General features: G+C 69.3%; 20 protein-coding genes and 1 riboswitch. Of the genes, 10 read left to right on the forward strand and 10 right to left on the reverse strand.

Annotated elements, in window-relative coordinates; translation table 11 throughout:
* Positions 1-33: 33 nt before the first annotated feature.
* On the reverse strand, positions 34-1,035 hold the full coding sequence (cydB, locus tag ACFY0D_RS21540; protein ID WP_390799724.1) for a cytochrome d ubiquinol oxidase subunit II: 1,002 nt from the start codon (positions 1,033-1,035) through the stop codon (positions 34-36).
* A gap of 18 nt (positions 1,036-1,053) precedes the next feature.
* Complete coding sequence (locus ACFY0D_RS21545; RefSeq protein ID WP_390799725.1) at positions 1,054-2,559, reverse strand: cytochrome ubiquinol oxidase subunit I; 1,506 nt, start codon at positions 2,557-2,559, stop codon at positions 1,054-1,056.
* Positions 2,560-2,750: 191 nt separating this feature from the next.
* Here ACFY0D_RS21545 and ACFY0D_RS21550 point away from each other — a divergent pair, with 191 nt between their 5' ends.
* Positions 2,751-3,119, forward strand: coding sequence for a cyclophilin-like fold protein (locus ACFY0D_RS21550; RefSeq protein ID WP_390799726.1), 369 nt, complete (start codon positions 2,751-2,753; stop codon positions 3,117-3,119).
* An 82-nt stretch (positions 3,120-3,201) separates the two neighbouring features.
* On the opposite strand, the gene hisC is transcribed toward ACFY0D_RS21550, so the two are convergent.
* Positions 3,202-4,281 (reverse strand): histidinol-phosphate transaminase, encoded by a 1,080-nt coding sequence (gene hisC / locus ACFY0D_RS21555; RefSeq protein WP_390799727.1) that lies wholly within the window; start codon positions 4,279-4,281, stop codon positions 3,202-3,204.
* A 361-nt stretch (positions 4,282-4,642) separates the two neighbouring features.
* On the opposite strand from hisC, the gene ACFY0D_RS21560 reads away from it, so the two are divergent.
* From ACFY0D_RS21560 to ACFY0D_RS21570, 3 genes are all read left to right on the forward strand, one after another.
* On the forward strand, positions 4,643-5,758 hold the full coding sequence (locus tag ACFY0D_RS21560; RefSeq protein WP_030010171.1) for a LacI family DNA-binding transcriptional regulator: 1,116 nt from the start codon (positions 4,643-4,645) through the stop codon (positions 5,756-5,758).
* Between the two features lie 270 nt (positions 5,759-6,028).
* Positions 6,029-7,312 carry a metallophosphoesterase gene (locus ACFY0D_RS21565; protein ID WP_390799769.1) on the forward strand — a complete coding sequence of 428 codons (1,284 nt, stop codon included), beginning with the start codon at positions 6,029-6,031 and terminating at the stop codon, positions 7,310-7,312.
* A 148-nt stretch (positions 7,313-7,460) separates the two neighbouring features.
* Positions 7,461-8,279, forward strand: coding sequence for a hypothetical protein (locus ACFY0D_RS21570; protein ID WP_390799728.1), 819 nt, complete (start codon positions 7,461-7,463; stop codon positions 8,277-8,279).
* 310 nt (positions 8,280-8,589) lie between these two features.
* On the opposite strand, the gene thiC is transcribed toward ACFY0D_RS21570, so the two are convergent.
* Entirely contained in the window at positions 8,590-10,377 is a 1,788-nt protein-coding gene (gene thiC, locus ACFY0D_RS21575) for a phosphomethylpyrimidine synthase ThiC (RefSeq protein WP_266594783.1), read from the reverse strand.
* A riboswitch (TPP riboswitch) is annotated at positions 10,372-10,517 on the reverse strand. It overlaps the preceding gene by 6 nt.
* A 72-nt stretch (positions 10,518-10,589) precedes the next feature.
* On the opposite strand from thiC, the gene ACFY0D_RS21580 reads away from it, so the two are divergent.
* The gene (locus ACFY0D_RS21580) at positions 10,590-12,068 is read left to right on the forward strand and encodes a YibE/F family protein (protein ID WP_390799729.1); all 1,479 of its coding nucleotides are present in this window, start codon (positions 10,590-10,592) and stop codon (positions 12,066-12,068) included.
* Between the two features lie 63 nt (positions 12,069-12,131).
* Here the strand turns inward: ACFY0D_RS21580 and ACFY0D_RS21585 are convergent, their stop codons facing one another.
* The 4 genes from ACFY0D_RS21585 to ACFY0D_RS21600 all read right to left on the reverse strand — a co-directional run bounded on the left by ACFY0D_RS21585 (position 12,132) and on the right by ACFY0D_RS21600 (position 14,422).
* Positions 12,132-12,581, reverse strand: coding sequence for an SsgA family sporulation/cell division regulator (locus ACFY0D_RS21585; protein WP_030008369.1), 450 nt, complete (start codon positions 12,579-12,581; stop codon positions 12,132-12,134).
* A 97-nt stretch (positions 12,582-12,678) separates the two neighbouring features.
* Positions 12,679-13,425 carry an IclR family transcriptional regulator gene (locus ACFY0D_RS21590; RefSeq protein WP_390799730.1) on the reverse strand — a complete coding sequence of 249 codons (747 nt, stop codon included), beginning with the start codon at positions 13,423-13,425 and terminating at the stop codon, positions 12,679-12,681.
* 296 nt (positions 13,426-13,721) lie between these two features.
* Positions 13,722-13,949: a DUF5326 family protein gene (locus tag ACFY0D_RS21595; protein WP_314243241.1), complete on the reverse strand. Its 228-nt coding sequence runs from the start codon at positions 13,947-13,949 to the stop codon at positions 13,722-13,724.
* Between the two features lie 155 nt (positions 13,950-14,104).
* The gene (locus ACFY0D_RS21600) at positions 14,105-14,422 is read right to left on the reverse strand and encodes a cupin domain-containing protein (protein ID WP_030008372.1); all 318 of its coding nucleotides are present in this window, start codon (positions 14,420-14,422) and stop codon (positions 14,105-14,107) included.
* An 89-nt stretch (positions 14,423-14,511) separates the two neighbouring features.
* Between ACFY0D_RS21600 and ACFY0D_RS21605 the strand changes: the two genes are divergently transcribed.
* The 5 genes from ACFY0D_RS21605 (at position 14,512) to ACFY0D_RS21625 (ending at position 18,267) form a co-directional block, all read left to right on the forward strand.
* Complete coding sequence (locus tag ACFY0D_RS21605) at positions 14,512-14,892, forward strand: phage holin family protein (RefSeq protein ID WP_301369091.1); 381 nt, start codon at positions 14,512-14,514, stop codon at positions 14,890-14,892.
* Positions 14,893-14,903: 11 nt separating this feature from the next.
* Positions 14,904-15,395, forward strand: a complete 492-nt coding sequence (locus ACFY0D_RS21610) for a low molecular weight protein-tyrosine-phosphatase (protein ID WP_390799731.1) — start codon at positions 14,904-14,906, stop codon at positions 15,393-15,395.
* On the forward strand, positions 15,392-16,564 hold the full coding sequence (locus ACFY0D_RS21615) for a cystathionine gamma-lyase (RefSeq protein WP_390799732.1): 1,173 nt from the start codon (positions 15,392-15,394) through the stop codon (positions 16,562-16,564). Before ACFY0D_RS21610 ends, ACFY0D_RS21615 begins: the two co-directional genes overlap by 4 nt.
* A 256-nt stretch (positions 16,565-16,820) precedes the next feature.
* Positions 16,821-17,726 carry a LysR family transcriptional regulator gene (locus ACFY0D_RS21620; protein ID WP_390799733.1) on the forward strand — a complete coding sequence of 302 codons (906 nt, stop codon included), beginning with the start codon at positions 16,821-16,823 and terminating at the stop codon, positions 17,724-17,726.
* 61 nt (positions 17,727-17,787) lie between these two features.
* Positions 17,788-18,267 (forward strand): NUDIX domain-containing protein, encoded by a 480-nt coding sequence (locus ACFY0D_RS21625; RefSeq protein WP_390799734.1) that lies wholly within the window; start codon positions 17,788-17,790, stop codon positions 18,265-18,267.
* Positions 18,268-18,300: 33 nt separating this feature from the next.
* On the opposite strand, the gene ACFY0D_RS21630 is transcribed toward ACFY0D_RS21625, so the two are convergent.
* Positions 18,301-19,509, reverse strand: a complete 1,209-nt coding sequence (locus ACFY0D_RS21630) for a globin domain-containing protein (protein WP_390799735.1) — start codon at positions 19,507-19,509, stop codon at positions 18,301-18,303.
* Positions 19,510-19,630: 121 nt separating this feature from the next.
* Positions 19,631-20,281, reverse strand: a complete 651-nt coding sequence (locus ACFY0D_RS21635; RefSeq protein WP_390799736.1) for an HAD family hydrolase — start codon at positions 20,279-20,281, stop codon at positions 19,631-19,633.
* Positions 20,282-20,320 lie beyond the last annotated feature (39 nt).

Raw genomic sequence — 20,320 nt, forward strand, 5'->3', positions numbered from 1 at the left:
CTGCAGGGCTCGTAACAGAGCCCCGTGCAGGGCTCAGTGCACATCGACGATGTGCTGCGTCCCGATCCGCTTGCGGAACACCCAGTACGTCCAGCCCTGGTAGAGCAGGACGAGCGGGGTGGCCACGGCCGCACACCAGGTCATGATCTTCAGGGTGTACGCGCTGGAGGAGGAGTTGGTGACCGTGAGGTTCCAGGCCTCGTTCAGCGAGGACGGCATGACGTTCGGGAAGAGCGTGAGGAAGAGCATCGCGACGGCCGCCGCGATGGTGACCCCGGACAGTGCGAACGACCAGCCCTCGCGGCCGGCCAGGTTGAAGCCGAGGGCCCCGACCAGCGCCAGCACCGCGACGATCATCGCGATCAGGCTCGTACCGTCGCCACGCGAGACCTGGGTCCAGATCAGGAAGACCAGGGCCAGCACGGCGGTGACCACGCCCAGCCGGGTCGCCAGTTTCCGTGAGCGGTCCCGGATTTCACCGACGGTCTTGAGCGAGGTGAAGACCGTGCCGTGGAACGTGAACAGGGTGAGGGTCACCAGTCCGCCGAGGATCGAGTAGACGTTCAGCAGGTCCAGGAAGCTGCCGACGTACTCCTTGTTCTCGTCGATCTTGACGCCGCGCACGATGTTGGCGAAGGCGACGCCCCACAGGAACGCGGGGATCAGCGAAGTCCAGAAGATCGCGTGTTCCCAGTTGGTCTGCCACCTGTCCTCAGGGCGCTTGTGCCGGTACTCGAAGGCGACGCCACGGATGATGAGGCAGATCAGGATGAGCAGCAGTGGCAGGTAGAAGCCCGAGAAGAGGGTGGCGTACCAGTCGGGGAAGGCGGCGAAGGTGGCACCGCCGGCGGTGAGCAGCCAGACCTCGTTCCCGTCCCACACGGGCCCGATCGTGTTGATCAGAACCCTCTTCTCCGTGCGGTCACGGGCGAGCAGCTTGGTCAGTACGCCGACTCCGAAGTCGAAGCCCTCCAGGAAGAAGTAGCCGGTCCACAGGACGGCGATGAGTACGAACCAGACATCGTGGAGTTGCATGGTGTGCGCTCCTCGGCCTCAGTACGAGAAGGCCATCGGCCGGTCGGGGTTCTTGTCGTCCCCACCGATCTTGGTGGGTGGGTTGAGGTCTGCCTCGGTGAGTTCCGGGGGGCCGGCCTTGACGTACTTGACGAGGAGCCTGACCTCGATCACGGCCAGCACCGCGTACAGGAGCGTGAACCCGATCATCGAGGTGAGCACCTCGCCCTGGGACACGTTCGGCGAGACCGCGTCCCTGGTGCGCAGGACTCCGTAGACGACCCAGGGCTGGCGGCCCATCTCGGTGAAGATCCAGCCCCAGGAGTTGGCGATGAGCGGGAAGCCCATCGTCCAGAGCGCGACGATCCAGTACAGGTTGGCGAACTTCGGGCTCAGTGGCTTCTTGAAGAGCACCAGGTGGGGGACCTCGTCCTCCCCGGTCCGCAGCTCCGCCGGCAGCATGAACCGCTTGCGGGTCAGCCACAGGCCCAGCACACCGATGCCGAGGGAGGCCATGCCGAAGCCGATCATCCAGCGGAAGCCCCAGTAGGCGACCGGGATGTTGGGCCGGTAGTCGCCGGGGCCGTACTTCTCCTGCTCGGCCTTGTTGACGTCGTTGATGCCCGGGACGAAGGAGGTGAAGTCGTCGTTGGCCAGGAAGGACAGCAGGCCGGGGATCTCTATCGCCACCTTGTTGTGGCCCTTGTCGACGTCTCCGTAGGCGAAGACCGAGAAGGGCGCGGGCGCCTCGCCGTCCCAGAGCGCTTCCGCGGCGGCCATCTTCATGGGCTGCTGCTTGTACATCACCTTGCCGAGCAGGTCACCGCTGATCGCCGTGCCCATACCGGCGATGATCATGACGATCAGGCCGAGGCGCAACGAGCTCCGCATCACGGGGACGTGCCTCTTGCGCGCCAGGTGGAAGGCGGATATTCCGGCCATGAAGGCGCCGCCGACCAGGAAGGCGGCCGTGATGGTGTGGAAGAACTGGGTGAGCGCGGTGTTCTGGGTCAGCACGAGCCAGAAGTCGGTGAGCTCGGCCCGGCCCCGCTCCTCGTTGATGCGGTACCCGACCGGGTGCTGCATCCAGGAATTCGCCGCCAGGATGAAATAGGCGGACAGGACGGTGCCCATGGACACCATCCAGATGCACGCCAAGTGGATCTTCTTCGGCAGCTTGTCCCAGCCGAAGATCCACAGACCGATGAAGGTCGACTCGAAGAAGAAGGCGATCAGCGCCTCGAAGGCCAGGGGGGCCCCGAAGATGTCGCCGACGAATCGCGAGTAGTCGGACCAGTTCATGCCGAACTGGAACTCCTGGACGATGCCGGTGACGACACCCATCGCGATATTGATCAAGAAGAGCTTTCCCCAGAACTTCGTGGCTCTGAGGTACTTCTCCTTCTCGGTGCGCACCCACGCCGTCTGCAAGCCCGCCGTAAGGGCGGCGAGCGAGATCGTCAGGGGTACGAAGAGGAAGTGGTAGACGGTCGTAATGCCGAACTGCCATCGCGCCAATGTCTCCGGCGCCAAAGCTAGGTCCACGTCGTCTTCTCCTTGTCGTCGCCGTGGTCACAGCCGCAGTCTGCCTGGCGGGTTCCCTCCATACCGGGAGGAAGCAGGACACGCTTGTGAACGCGTTCACATTCACAAGCATTATGTCGCACCACTCTCGGCCACCTTCGAGCGGGGTACCCCTCTAGCCAATCGATTCAACAGATTGTTGAATGCGGCTCATGCAGATACGGATCTCCTGGCCCGCGGGCCAGCTCACCGCAACCCTCGACGAGACCCCGACCAGCAAGGCGCTGGCCGAGGCCCTTCCGATTTCCGCCTCCGCCAACACCTGGGGCGAGGAGGTCTACTTCGACACCGGAGTCTCCGTCGCCCTGGAGGACGACGCCCGGCAGGTGGTCGACCCCGGCACGGTCGCGTTCTGGACCGAGGGCGACGCTCTCGCGCTGCCCTACGGCCCCACGCCCATCTCACGCGGAGGCGAGAGCCGCCTCGCGAGCCCGTGCAACGTGCTCGGCTCCTTCGACGGCGACCCCCGCCTGCTGTCCACCGTCCGCGACGGCGATCCCGTCCGCGTGGAACTCGCCTGAGCCACCCCGGGACGGCCCTCGGCCCCTCGGCCCCTCAGCCGCTTGGCCCCTTGGCCCCTTGCCGCACAGGGCTCCGTACCGCCTAGAGCTCCTTGAAGAACGCCTCGGCCGTGTGCAGGAAGAGGTCGTTCGCCTCGGTCTCACCGATCGTGACCCGCAGGCCCTCGCCCGCGAAGGGCCGGACCACCACACCGGCCTTCTCGCAGACCTCCGCGAACTCGGCGGTCCGCTCCCCCAGCCGCATCCACACGAAGTTCGCCTGCGTGTCCGGAACGGTCCAGCCCTGGGCGAGCAGCGTCTCGTGCACCCGCGTGCGCTCGCTCACCAGCGCCCCGACGCGGCCCATCAGCTCGTCCTCGGCGCGCAGCGAGGCCACCGCCGCGTCCTGCGCGAGCTGGCTCACGCCGAAGGGCACGGCCGTCTTGCGCAGCGCCGCCGCCACCGGCTCGTGCGCCACCGCGAAGCCGACCCGCAGACCGGCCAGCCCGTACGCCTTGGAGAACGTACGCAGCACGGCGACGTTCGGGCGGTCGCGGTAGAGCTCGATGCCGTCCGGTACGTCCGCGTCGCGCACGAACTCGCGGTACGCCTCGTCCAGGACCACCAGGATGTCCGAGGGCACCTGGTCCAGGAAGCGCTCCAGCTCGGCGCGGCGCACGGCCGTACCGGTGGGGTTGTTCGGGTTGCAGACGAAGATCAGCCGGGTCCGGTCGGTGATCGCCGCGGCCATCGCGTCCAGGTCGTGCACGTCGCCGTCGGTCAGCGGGACCCGCACCGAGGTCGCGCCCGAGATCTGCGTGATGATCGGGTAGGCCTCGAAGGAGCGCCAGGCGTAGATCACCTCGTCGCCCGGGCCGGCGGTCGACTGGATCAGCGACTGGGCCACACCGACCGAGCCGGTGCCCGTGGCGATGTGCTCGACCGGCACGCCGAAGCGCTCGGCGAGCTCGTTCACGAGGCCGGTGCAGGCCATGTCGGGGTACCGGTTGAAGTTCCCGGCCGCGGCGACCGCGGTCTCCAGCACGCCCGACAGCGGCGGGTACGGGTTCTCGTTCGAGGACAGCTTGTACGCGACAGGCCCTCCCGCGGCAGCCGGCTTGCCGGGCTTGTATGTCGGAATGCCGTCCAGCTCGGCGCGCAGCTTCGGGCTCTTCTCGCTCACCGCAGGTCCTCCTCGACCGTCCCGTACGACGTCGCCGTCGACTCAATACTGCTCACCTTATGAGGATTCCGCCGTTCCGAGAATGGGGGCGCCAGGAATGCGGGGGAGCGCACGCATATATGCGCGCGCCGGTGGCCTGCGCCGTGGCGCGCATCCCTCGTGCAGGTGAGTTGAGAACGGCCCGAGATCGCATCGTTTTGGCATGCTCGGACCCGACGACAAGCTCCACGCTCACCCTCAGCGATCAAACACCTTCATTTCCAAGGTCATTGGGGGTGGCGAACCATGCAGAAACGTGCCTGTCAATGCCTGCATATGCACCCAGACCACCCTCCCCGCCGAGCCCTACTATCGGCTCGCCATGACAGCAGCAGGGAAGCATCAGGTGAGCCGGACCGAGACCACCCGGCGGGCCGCCGGCCGACAGGGCCGGGCCGGCATCAGGGACGTGGCCGCAGCGGCGGGCGTCTCCATCACAACCGTCTCCGACGCGCTCAATGGCAAGGGACGGCTGCCCGACGCCACCCGCCGCCACGTTCGCGAAGTGGCCGACCGGCTGGGCTACCGCCCGTCGGCCGCCGCCCGCACCCTCCGTACCGGCAAATCCGGCCTCATCGGCCTGACCGTGACGACGTACGGGGATGAACCTTTCACCTTCACCGAATTCGCCTACTTCGCCGAGATGGCCAGGGCCGCCACCTCCGCCGCGCTCGCCCGCGGCTACGCCCTGGTCATCCTCCCCGCCACCTCCCGCCACGACGTGTGGTCCAACGTCGCCCTCGACGGCACCGTCGTCATCGACCCCTCCGACCACGATCCCGTCGTCACCGAACTGGTCCGCCAGGGTCTGCCCGTGGTCTCCGACGGCCGCCCCGCAGGCTCCCTCCCCGTCACCGCCTGGGTCGACAACGACCACGAGGCCGCCGTACTCGGCCTGCTCGACCACCTCGCCGCCGCCGGCGCCCGCCGGATCGGACTGCTGACCGGGACCACCACCGACACCTACACCCGGCTCTCCACCACCGCCTACCTCAGCTGGTGCGAGCGCGTCGGCCAGGACCCCGTCTACGAGTCCTACCCCGCCCACGACCCGTGCGCGGGCGCCGTCGCCGCCGACCGGCTCCTCGCCCGCCCCGACCGGCCCGACGCGGTCTACGGGCTCTTCGACCCCAACGGCACCGATCTGCTCGCCGCCGCCCGCCGCTACGGCCTGCGCGTCCCCGAGGACCTGCTGCTCGTGTGCTGCAGCGAGTCCACCGTCTACGCCAACACCGAACCGCCCATCACCACCCTGTCCCTCAAACCCCGCCGCATCGGCACCGCCGTCGTGCAGCTCCTCATCGACGCGATCGAGGGAGTGAACACCGGACGCCCCGTCGAGCAGGTCGTCCCGACCGAGCTCATCATCCGTACCTCGTCACAGCGCAGGCAGCCCCGCACGACCGTCAGCCCGCCCCGCTCGCCGGCCCAGGACTGACCGACAGACCGTCCGGTCGGCCTGCCGAAGGACCGACCGAGGACCGTCCGAGGACCATCCGACGACCGACCGAGCACCGACCAAGGACCGGCCGAGGATTTCAGCAACGCCGATATCGGGAGAAAGCGGTAGGAACGATCGGCTCCGCAAAGGATTCACCACCCCTGGTGCGTCACAGAGCGCGAGCCGCATTCCTATGATGGGCGCACGACATCACGGACCCTCCTCCCTGGAGGTCAGGAGGGTCCGCAGGTGTACGGCAGCGCGACGGTGGTGGAGGGGTCGATGACTCAGGGGGCCGGTCAGGGACCCGCGATGCGGACGGACACGCTGCGGGACTTCCGGGTTCCCGTCACCGAACCCGCCCTGTACGCCGTATCCACGTCCACCGGGCTGCCCGGCGAGCCTCCGGTGTACGGCGAGTACCCGGCGTACTACGAGGACGGCGCGCCGAACGTGCCCCCGCAGCCGGGCTACCCGCCGCAGGCGCCCGCGCACCAGCCGGCCGCACCGCAGCCGCCCGCGCAGCAGCCTCCGTACCCCGACACGCGCCTCCACGTACACCCCGACGCCGAACCGGCCCAGGCGGAGCCCCAGGGCCCCGACGAGGACGACCTGGAGGGCTACACCCCGACCTACCGGGACCTGCCCGTCATCGGCCGCGGCGCGCTCGGCGGCCCCGGCGACACCGTCCAGGTCCAGTACGTGCCCCAGGACCACACCGCGGGCCCCGGCCCGCTCTACGTCGTCGGCGACGTCCACGGCTACCTCGACGAGCTCGTCACCGAACTCCACGCCCAGGGACTGATCGACGCGGAGCGCCGCTGGTCCGCCGGCAACGCCCGGCTCTGGTTCCTCGGCGACTTCACCGACCGCGGCCCCGACGGCATCGGCGTCATCGACCTCGTCATGCGGCTGTCCGCCGAGGCCGCTGCCGCCGGCGGCTACTGCAAGGCCCTGATGGGCAATCACGAACTCCTGCTCATCGGCGCCAAGCGGTTCGGCGACACCCCGGTCGTCTCCGGCGCCGGCACCGCCACCTTCCAGGCCGCCTGGCTCCTCAACGGCGGCCAGCGCACCGACATGGAGCGCCTCCAGGACGTCCACCTGCAGTGGATGTCCCGCCTGGACGCGGCCGTACTGGAAGAGGGCCACCTCCTGCTGCACTCCGACACCACGGCCTACCTCGACTACGGCGACTCCATCGAGGACGTCAACGACACCATCCACGAGCTCCTCAACCGCGGTGACGCCGATATCACCTGGGACCTCTTCCGCAAGTTCACCAAGCGGTTCGCCTTCCGCGACGAGGGAACCGGCCCGGCGGCCGTACGCGAACTCCTCGACACCTACGGCGGCAGCCGCGTCGTCCACGGGCACAGCCCCATCCCGTACCTGCTCGGCGAAGTGGGCACCGAGGACGGCGACGAGTCGCGCGGCCCCGAGGCCGTGGACGGCCCGCACGTGTACGCGGAGGGGCTCGCCATCGCGATGGACGGCGGGGTGACGATGGCGGGCAAACTGCTTGTCGTACAACTCCCCCTGAGCGACTGAGAGCTTACGGAGAGGGGTATTTCCGGAAAGCCCCTGTCACGGCGTGGCGTGGGCGCTCTACCATCGCTCTATCCGTAGCAGGCTCTCCTCCGTTTGTGCCGGCGCCCGGGTCTACGCGGGCATACCGGCTTCTACGGAGCATCGGGGGATGCACATGACCAGCGCTCCGCACCTGCTGACCGAAGACCGACCGGAGTTCGATCGGCTCGTCGACGAGGCGCTGCGCGCCGCGCGCGAGCGGCCCGAACTCGCCACCCTCGGCGAACGGCTGAATGCCGAACAGCTGCGCACCATGGCCCAGGGGGCCAGCGCCCTGCTCGCGGCCGCGGCCGCCGCCGAGTACGGCCACTACGTGAAGGTCCGCGAGGAACGACGCGACGAGCTACTGAACGCGCCCGGCACGACGGGGGACGAGGACGGCGCCCAGGGCAGCGGTGGCGGCGCGGGCATCAGCGCCGTCGTCGCGGTCCTCGCGCCCGTCCTGGCGGGCACCGCCATGCTGATCTTCCTGCTCGTGGGCTACATCCTGAAGATGATCGAGCCCGAACCCGCCTTCGCCGAAACCATGCTGACGGCAGGTTGGCTCTTCGGCGGGCTCACCGCGGCCGCCCTGCTCTTCGCCGTGATCGGGCTGCTGGTGACGGCCGTCCGCAACAGCGCGACCGAGGTGGCGGCGGACGAGACGGAGGCGATACCCGACGAGGTCGCACGGGCCCGCGAGGCCTGGCGGCACGCCTTGCTGGAGCGCGGCATCGTGCCCTTCCTGCGCGACGCGCTGGCTGATCCGAGCGCAGGTCCCGGCTTTCCCACCCCCCGCACACCGGCGGCGGGCCGCATCCCCAACCTGGGGTACAGCCGTCCCGACTTCACCAGCCCGGGATCACCGTCGGAGAGCCCCCGGCCCGGCTACACGCCTCCGGACTTCACGAGCCCGGACTTCGGTGGCCCGGAACACGAACCGGAGTGACCCCCGGCGCGGGGCGTCCGGGGCGGGGCGTCCGGCGCGGGGCGTCCGGGGCGGGGCGTCCGGGGCGGGGCGTCCGGCCGTTTCCGGCACGTCATCGAATCCGCACGTTCCTCGGCCGCCGCCGGGGTGCCCTTCGCCGGGGTGCACGACGCCTTGTACCGCTGGGACGTGCGGGCTGCGGCGTACCTCGTCGGCGGCGGTTGCTCCGGCCCTGGCACGCACGACGGGACGGGCCCGCGGCTCCCCCCATGGGTCGCGGGTCCGTCCCGTGCCGTTCCTGTACTTCCTGTACTTCCTGTACTTCCTGCGCTCAGTCGGCCAGCGGCAGGTAGACGCGGCTGCCCGAGGCCGCGAACTCGGCGGACTTCTCCGCCATGCCCGCCTGGATCTCCTCCGCCTTCAGGTCGCCGCCGTGCTCACGGCGGATGTCCTGCGAGATCTTCATCGAGCAGAACTTCGGACCGCACATGGAGCAGAAGTGCGCGGTCTTGGCCGGCTCCGCCGGGAGGGTCTCGTCGTGGAACTCGCGGGCCGTGTCCGGGTCGAGGGCCAGGTTGAACTGGTCCTCCCAGCGGAACTCGAACCGCGCGTCGGACAGGGCGTCGTCCCACTCCTGCGCGCCCGGGTGCCCCTTGGCCAGGTCCGCGGCGTGCGCCGCGATCTTGTACGTGATGACGCCGGTCTTGACGTCGTCGCGGTTGGGCAGGCCCAGGTGCTCCTTGGGCGTGACGTAGCAGAGCATCGCAGTGCCCCACCAGGCGATCATCGCGGCGCCGATGCCCGAGGTGATGTGGTCGTACGCGGGCGCGACGTCCGTGGTCAGCGGGCCGAGCGTGTAGAACGGCGCCTCCTCGCAGATCTCCTGCTGGAGGTCGATGTTCTCCTTGATCTTGTGCATCGGGACGTGGCCCGGGCCCTCGATCATCGTCTGGACGTTGTGCCGCTTGGCGATCGTGTTCAGCTCACCCAGCGTCTTCAGCTCGGCGAACTGGGCCGCGTCGTTGGCGTCCGCGATCGAGCCGGGGCGCAGACCGTCGCCGAGGGAGTACGTGACGTCGTACGTCGCGAGGATCTCGCAGAGCTCCTCGAAGTTCGTGTAGAGGAAGTTCTCCTTGTGGTGCGCCAGGCACCACGCGGCCATGATCGAGCCACCGCGCGAGACGATGCCGGTCTTGCGGCGGGCGGTCAGCGGCACGTAGGGCAGCAGCACGCCGGCGTGGACCGTCATGTAGTCGACGCCCTGCTCGGCCTGCTCGATGACCGTGTCCTTGTAGATCTCCCAGGTCAGGTCCTCGGCGCGGCCGTCGACCTTCTCCAGCGCCTGGTAGAGCGGAACGGTGCCGATCGGGACGGGGGAGTTGCGCAGCACCCACTCGCGGGTGGTGTGGATGTTGCGGCCGGTCGAGAGGTCCATGACCGTGTCGGCGCCCCACTTGGTCGCCCAGGTCATCTTGTCGACCTCCTCCTCGATGGAGGAGGTGACCGCGGAGTTGCCGATGTTGGCGTTGACCTTCACCAGGAACCGCTTACCGATGATCATCGGCTCGATCTCGGGGTGGTTCACGTTCGCCGGAAGTACGGCGCGACCTGCGGCGATCTCCTCGCGGACGACCTCGGGGGAGACGTTCTCGCGGATCGCGACGTACTCCATCTCCGGGGTGATCTCGCCACGGCGGGCGTACGCGAGCTGCGTGACCGCGGCGCCGCCCCGGCCGCGGCGGGGCTGGCGGGGCCGGCCCGGGAAGACCGCGTCGAGGTTCTTGAGGCCGCCGCGCGGCGAGGTGTGCTTGATGCCGTCGTCCTCGGGGCGCACGGGGCGGCCCGCGTACTCCTCGGTGTCCCCGCGGCTGATGATCCAGTTCTCACGGAGCGGCGCGAGGCCGCGGCGGACGTCGGTCTCGATCTGCGGGTCGGTGTACGGGCCGGACGTGTCGTAGAGCGTCACGTCCTTGCCGTTGGTGAGGTGGACCTGGCGGACCGGCACCCGGAGGTCGGGGCGGGAGCCCGCCAGGTATCCCTTGTGCCAGCCGGGCTGGCGCTCGGTCTGGCCGTCGGCGTCCTGGCTGACGGCAGGCGTGCGTGCGTCCTGAATGGTCATGAGACCTGATCTCCCTACGCCGGCATTACCCGGTAACAGGTTCGGCGGTCGACGCAGCCTCTTCCCGTACGCATCTGTGATGCCCGTACGGTGATCAGCGTCCTCTCAGCCCGGTGCTCCGAGCTCCCGCGTTGTGCAAAGGTGCCCCCACGCTAGCGTCATCCATGGCGTGCTGAACAGTGGGCCCCCTCATCTCTTGCGATGATCTGCTGGTGACGCCCTCGCCGCAGCCCCCCATCGAGCACACAGAGCCCCATGGCCACAACGGCCACGCGCATGGGAGCCCCGGACCGTCCGACGGGCACTCCGACGGCCACGCCGACAGGCCAGCCGACGGTCACTCCGGCGGCGGCTCGGACGGCCACCCCCCGGGGCAGTCCCACGGCCACGGCCACGGCCACGGCCATGGCCACAGTCATGGCCACGGCCCGGCAGCCCCCGTCTCGAAGCACCTGCGCAAGGTCATCGCCGCCGTGCTGATCCCCTTCGCCGTGGCCGTCTTCGTGGGCATGGTGGTGCTCTGGCCGGGCGGCGCCCCGGGCCACGAGCGCACGGGGGTGGGATTCGACCGGCAGACCCAGCAGGGCGTGGTCACCTCGCTCGAACAGGTCGACTGCAAATCCGTGAACGCCGCCCAGGTGCCGACGACCGCGGCTCCCTCCACTCCCGAGGGCCGCCAGGCGCAGGCCGAGCAGACCGGCGAGTGCAAGAAGGCCACCGTCGAGGTCACCAGCGGCCCGGACAAGGGCCGCACCTTCGTGGAGGTCGTCCAGCCGGGCGCGCCACGGCAGTTGGAGGACGGCCAGGAGGTGGTGGTGGCGTACGCGCCGGACGCCCCCCGTGACCTCCAGTACTCGGTGATCGACGTGAACCGCAAGCTCCCGATGGCGCTGCTGGCCGGCATCTTCGCGGTCGCGGTCGTCGTCGTCGGGCGGATGCGCGGGCTGTTCGCGCTGGTCGCGCTGGTGGTCAGCTTCGGCGTGCTGACCCTCTTCATCCTCCCGGCCATCCTGCAGGGGTCGAACCCGCTGGTCGTCGCGGTGGTCGGGGCGAGCGCCATCATGCTGATCGCCCTCTACATGTGCCACGGGCTGACCGCCCGTACCTCGGTGGCCGTCCTGGGCACACTCGTCTCGCTGTTGCTGATCGGGCTGCTCGGCTCGGGGTTCATCGACTGGGCGTTCCTCAGCGGCAACACCGACGACAACACGGGCCTGATCCACGGGCTGTACCCGGACATCGACATGAGCGGTTTGCTGCTCGCAGGCGTGATCATCGGATCGCTGGGCGTACTCGACGACGTGACGGTCACCCAGACGTCGGCGGTGTGGGAACTGCACCACGCGGACCCCTCGATGGGGCCGCGCGCCCTCTACCGGGCGGCCATCAGGATCGGCCGCGACCACATCGCATCGGTGGTCAACACTCTGGTGCTGGCCTACGCGGGTGCCGCGCTGCCGCTGCTCCTGCTGTTCTCGATCGCGAACAGCAGCATGGGTTCGGTGGCCAACAGCGAGCTGGTGGCCGAGGAGATCGTACGGACCCTCGTGGGCTCGATCGGTCTGGTGGCCTCGGTCCCCGTGACCACGGCGCTGGCCGCACTGGTGGTTTCTGCCGACCGATCGGGATCCCCGGCAGGTGCCCCGGCCACAGGGCCGGTCCGCGGCCGGGGCCGGCGGCGCAAGCGCTGAGGAGTTGACGGTCCGGCCGGTCGATCGGCCGGACCATCAGCGGGTCGGTAGCCGGTCAGCCGGTCAGCCGGCGTTCTGTTCGTTCTGCTGCGATTCGGCGAGGATCTTGCCGAGGGCCTCGTCGAGGTTCTCCTCGAAGTCGCCCAGATTGCGCTCCTGTCCGAGCGGAACGATCCGGTCGGTGCGGTCGAGGAACGCGACGAGCGGCGCCGCGCTGGCCCGGAACAGGGCCCGGTCACCGCCGACCTGAAGGCGGATGTGGACGTCGGACAGGTCCTCCGGGTGGGTGGGTGCGATGTGCACATCGCCGTCACCGCATGGCTTGTTGATGCCGTCGAGGAGGAGCTCCCGGCCGAACGCCCAGGTCACGGGCGCGTCTCCGGGAAGGTGGAAGGTCAGGCGGACTGCGTAGGGGTCGCGTGCGTCGTACCGGAGTTCCACCGGAATCCGGAACGAGAGCTCCTCGGAAACGAGGAAGCTCATCATGACCTCTGCCTGTACCGACTCGCGCATGGACTACCCCGCTGTAGTTGAAGTGGCCAGGAATGATCCCCCAGGACCCACTTGACAAGAGTGGTGGAAGTGGTAGCAGATCACAAGGAGTGAGTTTTCAGATACTGATAGAGAACGAGAGGGTGCTCAACAGCGCGCCTACTTCACTCCGTAGCCGATTGACTACATAGAGCAATCGCTCTTCTTGGTGGAGAGGTAGAGAAATGGCCATCGTCGCGACCGTATCGCCGGCCGTAATGGGGATGGCGGCGCAGATCGTGCCGAGGGCATATTCCTGGCGTTCGATCACCGGCTGCATTCGCCCGAGCGCCCCGATCCGGTTTTCCAGGGACCGTAGATCGCGGACGGTATAGGGGGTGATGGCCTCGACCGGATGACGGTCGTAGTACTCCCTGCGCGTCTTCTCGTCGAGTTGCCCGAGCAGGCACTGCCCGATGGCGTGCGCATGGCCGGTCTCACGGAAGTCGGCCCATTCCTCGCAGGCCGGGCTGGTCGGAGTGTCCGAGACACCCACGACCTCGATCTCACCCTCGCGGTAGACCGCGAAGTAGACGGGGGCCCCGACCGTGTCGCGGAAGTACGCGAGCGAGTCGAGGATCATGCTGCGACGTTTCTGCTGGAGTCCCCCACGGGCGAGCCGCTCCGCGGCCTCGCCCAGTACGAACACTCCGCGCACTCTGCGCAGGTAGCCCTCGTGCGTCAGTGTGCGCAGCAGGTGGTACGCGGTGGGAAGCGGGAGCCCGGCCTCGCGCGCCAGCTGTTTTGCCGGGGCTCCCCCGCTATGGGACCCCGCCGCTTCGAGCAGCCTCAGCGCGCGCTGCACCGAACCGATCAGAGTCGGCACACCGGCATTGTGAACCGGAGACAAAGCTCACCCCCAGGCGTGGCGGCGGGCCTTTGGGGAGGCCCGCCCTGCGGGGGCCGCCCCCGCGCGTGCCGTCGCTCCTGGGGGTCGTACTCGGCGGCTCGTTTTGCGTCGCCGCAGGTCAGGGCGGCAGGTCGGAGCGGCGGTACCGGCTTTCGGTGCCCAGGGAACGGCATAGATTGCCACTCTATCCACCGATTCCGGGGATGTGAGCCGTTCAGCGGGTCATGTTCCCTCACCTGGCGCAATCCCGGACCCGCCCGGACCGCTCCTGGCTACCACTCGCCGGAGGAGGACTTCGACCCACTGCCGCTGAACTTCTTCACGACGAAGATCAGGCCGCCGACGAGGCCGACGAAGAGGAGCAGCTTGAAGACGAACCCGATCAGCGCGCCCAGGATGCTGGTGATCACACCGCCGAAGACGAAGAGCGCCAGCAGTGGAACCGCGACCCACTTAACCCACCAGGGCATGCCTGCGAATATCTCTCGGATGCCGTCCATGTCCTCGACCTCTTCTTCGTCCGTGACTTCGTCCGCTACTTCCTGCTCTCGATGCTAGAAGTCCCGGGCCCCGTAGCGGGGCCCGCGAGCCCTCGGAGTCCCCTGATCCGCCCCTTAGGGGGATCAGGGCCGCGACCCTCATCCGGGCGGGCCGCTCAGCCCTCCGGCGGGGAGAACACCACCATCACCTTCAGGTCCTCGGTGATGTGGTGGAACTTGTGGGCCACACCCGCCGGGACGTAGACGACGCTGCCGCGCGCCACGGTCGTCGTCTCCTCCCCGACCGTGATCGAGGCCCGGCCGCTGACGACGAAGTACACCTCGTCCTGCCGGTGCGGCAGCTGCGGATCGATCTGTCCGGCGTCGAGCGCGTACAGCCCGACCGACATGTTCCGCTCGCGCAGGAACTGCAGATAAGCGCCGTCGTTCGCGGCCCGCTCCGCTTCGAGCTCGTCAAGCCGGAAGGCTTTCATCGTCGTTGTGCCCCTTGTACTCGATCGTTCCCTTGCATCCGCTGATCTGCGGATGTCCCACCGGGATCTTCTCTGCCACGATCAGACACATGACGAATTTCGTAGTCAAGACGCTCGCCAACGCGGCGGCCCTGGCCGTCGCCATCTGGCTGCTTTCCGGCATCACCCTCGACGACGGCAGCAGCACGGGCCGACGGGCGCTCACCCTGATCCTGGTCGCGCTGGTCTTCGGCCTGGTCAACTTGCTCGTCAAGCCGTTGGTGAAGCTGCTCTCGCTGCCGCTGTTCATCCTCACCCTCGGCCTGTTCACCCTTGTCGTGAATGCCCTGATGCTGCTGCTGACCTCATGGCTGGCCACGCAGCTCGATCTCAGCTTCCATGTCGACGGCTTCTGGACCGCGCTCCTCGGCGGCCTGATCATCTCCATCGTCTCCTGGGCCATGAACATGGTCCTGCCCGACAAGAACTGAGCGGGCCTGCCATGTACCGCGTCTGCTTCGTCTGCACGGGCAACATATGCCGCTCCCCCATGGCCGAGTCGGTCTTCCGTGCCCATGTGGCGGCCGACGGCCTCTCCACCGTGGTCGAGGTGGACAGCGCCGGGACCGGCGGCTGGCACGAGGGGGACGGCGCAGATCCGCGCACCATCGCCGTCCTGGAGGCGGCCGGCTACAGGCAGGACCACCGGGCCCGCCGGTTCCGCGCCTCCTGGTTCGCCCGCCTCGACCTCGTCATCGCGCTCGACGCCGGGCATCTGCGGGACCTCCGGGCCCTCGCGCCCACTCCGCAGGACGCCGCCAAGGTGCGGCTGCTGCGGTCCTACGATCCGGCGGCCTCGGCCGCGGAGACCGACGTACCGGATCCCTACTACGGGCCGCTCGACGGGTTCGAGGAGTGCCTGGAGCTGGTCGAGGCCGCGAGCCCCGGCCTGCTGGACACCGTACGCGCCGCCGTGAAGGAGCACACCGCGTGACCGAATACGCCCCGCAGGAGACGCAGGAGACACCGGAGACCGGAGCTGCCGCGCTCGGCGACGGCACCCGGGCCGTGCGGGCCGGACTGCCCGAGGCCGTCAAGAACGAACCGCCGCTGCCCGGACCGGTCTTCGCCGCCCACTTCCACCTCCCCGGCGACGTCGAAGGCCCGTACGCCTACGGCCGCGACACCAACCCCACCTGGACGCTGCTGGAACGGGCGATCGGGGAACTGGAGGCCCCGGGCGAGGACGTGCACACGATCGTCTTCGCCTCCGGCATGGCGGCGGTCTCCGCCGTCCTCCTCTCCCAGGCTCATACCGGTGACAGCGTGGTCCTGCCCGACGACGGCTACCAGGCTCTGCCCCTGCTGCGCGAGCAGCTGGAGGCGTACGGGATCCACGTGCGCACCGCTCCAACCGGGGACGACGCCCAGCTCGCGGTCCTCGACGGGGCCCGGCTGCTGTGGATCGAGACCCCTTCCAACCCCGGGCTCGACGTGTGTGACGTGCGCCGCCTCGTGGACGCCGCGCACGCCGGCCGGACCCTGGTCGCCGTCGACAACACTCTGGCCACCCCACTCGGGCAGCGGCCCCTGGAGCTGGGGGCGGACTTCTCGGTGGCGAGCGGCACCAAGGGCCTCACCGGCCACGGCGACGTACTGCTCGGATACGTCGTCTGCCGCGATCCGGAGCTCGCCGCGCGCGTCCGGCGGTGGCGCAAGATCGTCGGTGCGATCCCGGGTCCCATGGAAGCCTGGCTCGCCCACCGCTCCCTCGCCACGATCCAGCTGCGCGCGCAGCGCCAGTGGGCCAACGCACTGGCCGTCGCCGAGGCTCTGACGCACCGGACGGACGTGAGCGGACTGCGCTACCCGGGGCTTCCCACGGACCGCTCCCACAAGACGGCCGCCCGGCAGATGCGGGGCTTCGGGTCGGTGGTCTCCTTCACCCTGCCCCACCGCGCGCACGCGGAGCGGTTCATGGCCGCCCTGCGCCTGGTCGAGGACGCCACGAGTTTCGGCGGGGTACGGTCCACCGCCGAGCGGCGCGGACGCTGGGGCGGCGACGCCGTGCCGGAGGGCTTCATCCGCTTCTCCGCCGGCGCCGAGGACACCGAGGACCTGGTCGCGGACGTGCTGCGGGCCCTCGACCACGCGGGCGCCTAGGGGGTGTCTTGTCGGTCAGGCCGGACCCCGCGAGCCCGGCATGATCGGCAAGACACCCCCCAGGGCTGAACCGGGCACGGCCGTCGCCGTGCGAAGCGGTCCGAGCCTCCCCCCTGGTGGCTCGGACCGCCCCGGGTTCCGCGCGCGAAGAACCACGCGACAAGGCTAGTTGACTCTGCGTCAGAGTCCAATCACGGTAACGACAGGGAGCTATCTGCATATTTATAGTTGAAGGCCCCCACCGAGAGGTGCAGCGATGGACCTGACCCTGCTGCGCACCTTCGTCGCCGTCCACCGGGCCGGCTCGTTCACGCGCGCGGCCGCCCTCCTCGGACTGTCCCAGCCTGCCGTGACCTCGCAGATCCGCACCCTGGAGCGCCAGTTGGGGCGTCCGCTCTTCCACCGCCGGGCTCGTGGCGTCACCCCCACCGCCGTCGGCGACGAACTGGCTCACAAGGCCGCCCCGCACCTCGACGCCCTGCTGCGGATCACCGAGGCCGAGCGGGAGGCCGCCGGCGCGTTACGCACCCTCCACGTCGCCGGCCCTCCCGAGTTCCTGTGCCTGCGCGTGCTCCCCGCCCTCGCTCTCCTGGTCGGCCAGGGCCATACCCTGCGCGCCGCCCCGCAGACCGATGCCGAGGCGACCCTCGACGGGCTTGCCGCCGGCCACCACGACCTCGTCGTCACCACCGCCCACCCCCGGGGCGGGCTCTTCACGGCCACCGCGCTGTGCGACGAGGAGCACGTCCTGGTCGCCGCGCCCTACTGGGCGGCCCTCGTCGACATGGACCGGCTGCGCGAGGAGGGTTCCGCCGCGCTGGACGGCATCCCGCTGGTCGAGGTCCACGAGAGCCTGCCGCTCGTCACCCGCTACTGGGCCGCCGTCTTCGACACCCTGCCCGATGCCAGGTGCCTGGCCGCCACCGTGGTCGTGCCCGACCTGCGGGCCGTACTGGAGTGCGTCCGGGCCGGCGCCGGGCTCGCCGTCCTGCCCCGCTACCTGTGCCAGGACGCCCTCGACAGCGGTCGGATCGTGGCGCTGGCGGAGCCTGCGGTGCCACCGCTGCGCACCTGGTTCCTGGTCGTGCGGACCGGGAGCCTGGCCCTCGCCCACCTCGCCAGGGCGCACGACCGGCTGCTGGATGCCTCAGTGGACTGGTGAGTCCGCCCTTTTCCGGCCCGTGGCGCGTTTCAGAAGCGGAGTGGCGGGCCACTCTTCTCCCATGACCGAACGTCCCGTGGTCAAACGCACCGCCCGCGCGATCCTGCTCGACGGTGACGACCTGATCCTCATCAAACGCACCAGGCCCGGCGTCGATCCGTACTGGCTCACCCCCGGCGGGGGAGTGGAGCCCTCGGACTCCACCGTCGTCGACGCCCTCCACCGGGAGGTCCACGAAGAACTCGGTGCGAAGATCACCGATGTGGTGCCCTGCTTCGTCGACACCGTCGAGCACATCGCCGACGGGGGGGTGACCGGCGTGAAGGTGCAGCACTTCTTCGTCTGCCGCCTCGAATCGATGGACCCGAACCTGCGGCACGGCCCCGAGGTCGACGAGCCCGAGGGCGAGTACGAGATCGTCCGCGTGCCCTTCAGCCGGGTGGGCATCGCCGCCGTCCATCTCGTCCCGCTGTCCCTGCGGCACTATCTCGACGGCAACATCGAGGGTGTCCGCGCCATGCACGCTCCCGACCTGGGCTGAAGCCGGGCTGAGACCGGCGGGCTGCCTCCGGTCTCAACCGGCGATGCCGGCCAGCTCCTCCACCGCGTCGTGCCGGATCCGCTCGCAGGGGATCCCGATCCGCAGGAGTTCGTCCACGCCGTTGCGGATCATCGCGGGCGGGCCGGAGATGAACGCGTCGTACGAGCTCCACGGCCCGTGTTCACCCACCGCGTGCGGCAGCTGTCCGGCCAGCCCGTCACCGACCACCGGGCGCACCGACAGCCACGGGTGCGAGCGCTGGAGCCCCAGCAGCGTGTCCTTGTCGTAGAGGTCGCTGTCACTGCGGGCCCCGAAGAACACCTCCACCGGTCGCCGCTCGCCGTGTTCGGCCACGTCCTCGATCAGCGCCTTGATCGGAGCGATCCCGGTGCCTCCGCCCAGGCACAGCATGCCGTTGTCCGTGGTGTGGTCCACCACCATCGACCCGGCCGGCGGTCCCAGGCGCAGTACGTCTCCCGGGCGGGCGTGGCGCACCAGCGCGTTGGAGACCCAGCCCGCGGGGACGGCCTTGACGTGGAAGGACAGCAGTCCGTCAGCACGCGGCGCCGAGGCGAAGGAGTAGTGCCGCCACACCCGTGGCCACCACGGGGTCTCCAGGCTCGCGTACTGGCCGGCGAGGAAGGCGTAGGGCTGGTCGGGGCGGACCGTCAGTACCGCGATGTCCGGGGTACGCAGATCGTGGGAGACCACCTCGGCGTGCCACCACGCGGGGGCCTTCACCTCTTCCTCCGCCGCCGCGTCGATCATGATCTGGGAAATCGCGGTGTACGCCCGCACCCAGGCCGCTTGTGTCTCGGGCCCCCAGCTGTAATGCGCGTACCGGGCCAGTGCCCCGACGAGGGCCTCGCCGACCGCCGGGTAATGGCCGGCCATCGTGCCGTACTTGCGATGCCCAGCGCCCAGTCGGCGCAGGTAGGGGACGAGGACGGCGGGATTGTCGATGTGCTCGGCGGCGGTCAGCAGTGCCTTCAGCAGCCGGTCCCGCTGCACGTCCATGGCGGCGGGGAACATGCCGCGTACTTCCGGGTGCCCGGTGAACACCAGAGCGTAGAAATACGAGGTCACCTTGTCGGCGACGGGGGCGATCTCCGCGAGGGTCCGGCGGATGAGTACGGCATCCGGTGAGGGCTCGATCGCACCGCCCTCGCCGGATATCCGGGCCGATTCGCGTCTGGCCGATCTGGTGGGCGGAGCGTCCATGCGGTGCCTCGCTTCGAGCATCTCGGTCGGTCTGCACACGCCACGGCCTGTGAATCCGTGGTTCCGGGTTTCACAGCGTGCCAGCCGACTCAGAGGCCTGCGGGAAAACGCGGAAAATCCGCGTTTCGAACCCACTTTCCTCCTAAGATGCGTCAACTCCCGGGCGCGTCAGCCCAACAAGCTGGTATGCGTCCCGCAGATCCCGGCCCTCGTAGACATGGGTCGCACGCTCGGCGAGATAGGGCCTCGCATTCACCGCCACCGAGACCGGCACCGCCTCGAAGAGCATCGCGTCGGTCACCGAATCCCCGTACGCGACGCAGTCGGCCCGGCTCACACCGAACTGCGCGCAGAGCCGGTCCGCCACCCTGACCTTGCCCTCGGGCGTCAGGATCCCGGACTCCTCCACTGGACGGGTGAACGGCACCTCCGGGAACACCGAGCCGTGCGCGGCGTGCGCGCCCCACTCCAGCAGCAGCTCCACGAAGAACGACGGTGACAGGGAGATCACCGCGCAGTAGTCCCCGCGGTCCCTGATCTCCTGCCACACGTCCCGGATCCCCGCGAGCCAGGGAGCCCCGTCGAACGCCGCCCGGACGTGCGCGGGTGTCAGATCGGCCCAGAGGGCGTGGGCGGCCACGGAGAACTGGTGCGGCCCCATCTCCTGCGCACCGAAGGCCCGTTCCAGCGCGGCGATCTCGGCGCTCAGCCCGAGCTGGCGGGAAATCTCGACCGGCGCCGCCGAGCCGTACATCAGCGTCCCGTCGAGGTCGAAGAGGTGCAGGAGGGTCATGGCCAACGAGATTAGCCGGTCCGTTTCACGTGAAACACC

Source organism: Streptomyces sp. NPDC001502, from assembly GCF_042894785.1.
Lineage (GTDB): Bacteria > Actinomycetota > Actinomycetes > Streptomycetales > Streptomycetaceae > Streptomyces > Streptomyces kutzneri.

What these genes read in the sequence shown, in the direction of transcription:
- ACFY0D_RS21560 (WP_030010171.1), top strand. Translation starts at nt 4,643, where the DNA reads ATGACAGCAGCAGGGAAGCATCAGGTGAGCCGGACCGAGACCACCCGG.
- ACFY0D_RS21585 (WP_030008369.1), bottom strand. Translation starts at nt 12,581, where the DNA reads ATGCGCGAGTCGGTACAGGCAGAGGTCATGATGAGCTTCCTCGTTTCC.
- ACFY0D_RS21600 (WP_030008372.1), bottom strand. Translation starts at nt 14,422, where the DNA reads ATGAAAGCCTTCCGGCTTGACGAGCTCGAAGCGGAGCGGGCCGCGAAC.
- ACFY0D_RS21550 (WP_390799726.1), top strand. Translation starts at nt 2,751, where the DNA reads ATGCAGATACGGATCTCCTGGCCCGCGGGCCAGCTCACCGCAACCCTC.
- ACFY0D_RS21605 (WP_301369091.1), top strand. Translation starts at nt 14,512, where the DNA reads ATGACGAATTTCGTAGTCAAGACGCTCGCCAACGCGGCGGCCCTGGCC.
- ACFY0D_RS21625 (WP_390799734.1), top strand. Translation starts at nt 17,788, where the DNA reads ATGACCGAACGTCCCGTGGTCAAACGCACCGCCCGCGCGATCCTGCTC.
- ACFY0D_RS21610 (WP_390799731.1), top strand. Translation starts at nt 14,904, where the DNA reads ATGTACCGCGTCTGCTTCGTCTGCACGGGCAACATATGCCGCTCCCCC.
- cydB (WP_390799724.1), bottom strand. Translation starts at nt 1,035, where the DNA reads ATGCAACTCCACGATGTCTGGTTCGTACTCATCGCCGTCCTGTGGACC.
- ACFY0D_RS21570 (WP_390799728.1), top strand. Translation starts at nt 7,461, where the DNA reads ATGCACATGACCAGCGCTCCGCACCTGCTGACCGAAGACCGACCGGAG.
- ACFY0D_RS21620 (WP_390799733.1), top strand. Translation starts at nt 16,821, where the DNA reads ATGGACCTGACCCTGCTGCGCACCTTCGTCGCCGTCCACCGGGCCGGC.
- ACFY0D_RS21630 (WP_390799735.1), bottom strand. Translation starts at nt 19,509, where the DNA reads ATGCTCGAAGCGAGGCACCGCATGGACGCTCCGCCCACCAGATCGGCC.
- ACFY0D_RS21635 (WP_390799736.1), bottom strand. Translation starts at nt 20,281, where the DNA reads ATGACCCTCCTGCACCTCTTCGACCTCGACGGGACGCTGATGTACGGC.
- ACFY0D_RS21595 (WP_314243241.1), bottom strand. Translation starts at nt 13,949, where the DNA reads ATGGACGGCATCCGAGAGATATTCGCAGGCATGCCCTGGTGGGTTAAG.
- thiC (WP_266594783.1), bottom strand. Translation starts at nt 10,377, where the DNA reads ATGACCATTCAGGACGCACGCACGCCTGCCGTCAGCCAGGACGCCGAC.